General features: G+C 42.0%; 5 protein-coding genes. All 5 read left to right on the top strand.

Annotated features, from left to right (window positions below; genetic code table 11):
• A partial coding sequence (locus HMPREF3164_RS09470; RefSeq protein ID WP_246822670.1) for a hypothetical protein occupies positions 1-473 on the top strand: 473 nt, incomplete at its 5' end.
• A 640-nt stretch (positions 474-1,113) separates the two neighbouring features.
• Positions 1,114-1,776, top strand: coding sequence for a hypothetical protein (locus HMPREF3164_RS09465; RefSeq protein WP_070450721.1), 663 nt, complete (start codon positions 1,114-1,116; stop codon positions 1,774-1,776).
• Between the two features lie 40 nt (positions 1,777-1,816).
• On the top strand, positions 1,817-2,482 hold the full coding sequence (locus HMPREF3164_RS09460) for a hypothetical protein (RefSeq protein WP_070450719.1): 666 nt from the start codon (positions 1,817-1,819) through the stop codon (positions 2,480-2,482).
• Positions 2,483-2,523: 41 nt separating this feature from the next.
• Entirely contained in the window at positions 2,524-3,177 is a 654-nt protein-coding gene (locus tag HMPREF3164_RS09455; protein ID WP_070450717.1) for a hypothetical protein, read from the top strand.
• Positions 3,178-3,367: 190 nt separating this feature from the next.
• Positions 3,368-3,943, top strand: coding sequence for a hypothetical protein (locus tag HMPREF3164_RS09450; protein ID WP_070450716.1), 576 nt, complete (start codon positions 3,368-3,370; stop codon positions 3,941-3,943).
• Positions 3,944-3,967 lie beyond the last annotated feature (24 nt).

The raw sequence follows: 3,967 nt of genomic DNA, 5'->3' as shown, positions 1-3,967 counted from the left end.
CTATCGACCCCTACTACAGTTTTCCTAAAGGTTTTAATATGCGTTGGGCTGCTGAAGAAGCATGTTCAATTAGGGATAGGGATATGCGGCAGGGGCTTTTCGTTTTGTATAAGAATTTTGAGCAGCTTTTTACTATGGCTGATGATGATATAAGCGCATGTGTGAATATCCTTGAGATCATGGAGGTGAATTATGCTGGTCGTCCACTACATGGTAGTGGATCATATCAAGTACTTGTGGGATACGGTTTTGATATTTCACAAGAGAACGTGTCCCAGATGGAAGAGTTCTTTGAAAATCGAGTAGTCATCGCGGCAGACGAGGCAGAGTACCCTTGGACTGAAGTGGAAAAGAGCAAGAAGTTTTTCTTCCCGAATGGTTTTCCTGACCCGTTGTATGAGGATGGTACGGATTGGATTAATGATCCTGATGAGTACCCCGAGAGCACCACCTATACCGGCGGGAACAGCTAACAAGACACTGATAGCCAAGAGATAAACAATTTATGGGTTATTACGACGATGGGCGGGCAATAGCTTCTTCCCAGTTGTGTATGTGAAGAATAAGGATGAGGTTTTGGAGAGCTGGAAATATGAGAGTAAGTAATACCAGGGGTTCTCATTTTTTGGCTCTTTAACCGGATTTTACAATATTTATTCACGTGGAGTTCTCTTCAGGTAAATTAGTGGAGATAATCTCGACTGGTTTCTGCGGTTTTGATTTGTTGCAGGGGTCAGTGTTTTTGTATTTTAAAATTATTAGTCGTGTTTAAGTGTTGAGTAGTTATGTGTTGTTTGTTATCTCAAGGTTGAGGGTGATCCTATTGTTGGTGCTAATGAGGGTAGGAATTTTGACAATATTCCAGAGGAGGGTGAAGGTATAGGAAATATTTTACCGACAGCTGATGTTAAAGGAGGCAATATAACCTACACCGAAATGGATTTTATGCCTCGACGACCCAAAATAGATAAAGATGGTAAAGTAATTCTCAAGGCTGATGGGGAGCCTGAGATGACACGAGGTACTGAACGCCTGTTAATAGGTAGCAATGGAAGTATTTACCTTACTTTAGATCATTATCATACATTTATTCTACTAATAGACTAGCGAGAAATGATGAGTTATACATCAAAATACCCTGACCTCTTTAAAGCTCCTCTCTTTATTCGTGAGGATGGATACTGGGAGGACCGTATGCTGCCCTATCTGGAAGCGGAGGGGTGGGCTGTCATTACTGTTGATTGTGCTGGGGTGGTATCGTACATGGACTTCGCTAAGCGGTTCGTTAAAACTATCGACCCCACCTACAGTTTTCCCGAAGGTTTTAATATGCGTTGGGCTGCTGAAGAGGCATGTTTGATTAGGGATAGGGATATGCGTCAGGGGCTTTTCGTTTTGTATAAAAACTTTGAGGATCTTCTGGTACTCGATAATAGGAAGTTAACTGCATGTGTCAACATTATAGAAACTATGGATGAATATTATAGTGTTCGCCCATCATTTGGTAACGGTCTATACCAGGTTCTCTTTGGATATGGGTTTGAAATTTCACAAGAGAGTCTACCTCAAGTGAAAGAATTTTTTGCAGATAATATTGTTGTTGCTGCGAGTGATGTTAAATATCCGTGGGATGGTGCAGAGAAATTTAAAAAAACATTCTTTCCCAACGGTTTCCCGGATCCTCGTTATGAGGATGGATCATGGGTTATGGATCCTGATGAGTACCCGGAAAGTACTTCCTACGTTGAAGATAATGAAGAAGACTCGTCTAAGTAAAACTTTATATATCGTCCACTAAAAACTCGAAGAGAAAAAGATGAGTTACACGCTTAACGGAACTGTAGAGTTCATTGCCCCTTTGTTTATTCGTGAGGGTGGGTACTGGGAGAACCATATGCTGCCTTATCTGGAAGCGGAGGGGTGGAAGGTTATTGTTGTTGACTGTGCCGGGGTAAAAACCACGTTGGATTTTGCCTATCGTCTGGTTGAAAGTATTGAGAGTGTTTATGCTATTCCGGATGATTTTAACCTGCGCTGGGCTTCAGAAGATGCTTGTCTGATTGACTGGTTTGATATGCGTCAAGGACTTTTTGTGTTGTACAAGAATTTTGATGATCTCTTCGTGATGGATGACGAGGACGTGAGCTTATGCGTAAATATTATTGAACAGATGGACACACGTTATACAGTACGTCCGATCCATGGTAGTGGTCTTTACCAGGTTCTTTTTGGGTGGGGATTCGAAATCTCGCAGGATAGTGTGCCGCGTGTAAAAGAGTTTTTCGAGGGCAAGGTTGTGTTCGCCATGGACGGGGTCGAATATCCTTGGAGCGGTGTGGAGAGGTATAAGAAAGTGTTTTTTCCTCAGGGTTTTCCTGATCCGTTGTATGAGGATGGTACGGAGTGGATTGATGCTCCTGATGAGTACCCCGAGAGCACATCCTACACCGGCGGTCATGAGGGAGAAAGTTTATCTGAGTGAATAGTTAGACTCCTTTGTCTGTCTGTGTTTTAGAGAGAAATATGCCTTATCAACAAGAACGGTCTGCTGAGGAGTTCATTGCCCCTGTGTTTATCCGTGAGGGTGGGTACTGGGAGAACCGTATGCTGCCTTATCTGGAGGCGGAGGGGTGGGCTGTCATTACTGTTGATTGTGCTGGGGTGGTATCGTACATGGACTTCGCTAAGCGGTTAGTTAAAACTATCGACCCCTACTACAGTTTTCCTAAAGGTTTCAATATGCGTTGGGTTGCTGAAGAGGCATGTTTGATTAGGGATAGGGATATGCGGCAGGGGCTTTTCGTTTTGTATAAGAATTTTGAGCAGCTTTTTACTATGGCTGATGATGATATAAGTGCATGTGTGAATATTCTTGAAGAGATGGATACGTACTACAGTATTCGTCCAATTCATGGTAGTGGGCTGTACAAAGTGTTATTTGGGTGGGGATTCGAACTTTCGCAAGAGAGCTTGTCTCGGGTAGAAGAATTCTTTGTCAACAGGGTGGTGATTGCTGCTGACGGGGTTGAATATCCTTGGTCAAGTATGGAGGAGTATAAGAAGTTTTTCTTCCCGAATGGTTTTCCGGATCCTCTTTATGAAGATGGAGATGACTGGATTAATGATCCTGATGAGTACCCCGAGAGCACATCCTATACCGGCGGCAGTAATGGGTAAAATACATCCGAACAAACCTCAGTATTCAATATTATAAGCTTGATGTTCGTGATTCTGGATACATTATCCGCAATGAACCAAGGATTAGAGGAAGACGAGACACAGAACGTTTAGTCGTTGGGAGTAATGGAGATATTTATTATACTCCTGATCATTACAGGACTTTTGTTCTTCTGAAAGGACTATAAATATGACTATTGATTTTAAAATGGATGAAAGGTATCCTATAACACCAAATATTTATCTAAAAGGAGAGCCTATTCTCCATAATAGGATAGATTCATTAGTTTCTTCTGGGTGGGAAATTATTGAAATTAGAGGAAATGTTATTATCGATTTTGATACCATGACATCTGAAATACTTCGTGCTATTAAATGTCCCTGGAATATTCCGGATTATGGTTCGCAATGGACATTAGATTATATTGAGGATATTGATCAATGGTTGGATATATCACATGGTTTTTTTGTGTATATATCTAATTTTGATGATATTATTCTCAAGAATTCTCGAATAGCAAGTTATCTTTGCCAGCATCTCCACCGGTTGCAAACCAGGTACCGTTGGGAGCTTTTGGAGGAAGGAGAAGCGAACCTTAAATTTACCTACGGTTTTGAATGTTCTGAGAAGAATCTTCCGCTGGTGCGGGAGTTTTTCCGGGGGCATGTGGTGGTTGTGGATAGGTTTGATCCTGAGCATCCTGAGCTTGAGAGTGCGGAGGCACTGGGGCCTTTCGCAGATGAGTATCCGCACTCGCCAGAGTAAAGGATTAGAATCAATAACCTATAT

The organism is Rothia sp. HMSC08A08, assembly GCF_001808385.1.
Classification (GTDB): domain Bacteria; phylum Actinomycetota; class Actinomycetes; order Actinomycetales; family Micrococcaceae; genus Rothia; species Rothia dentocariosa.
This window is presented reverse-complemented; position numbering and strand designations above follow the sequence as displayed.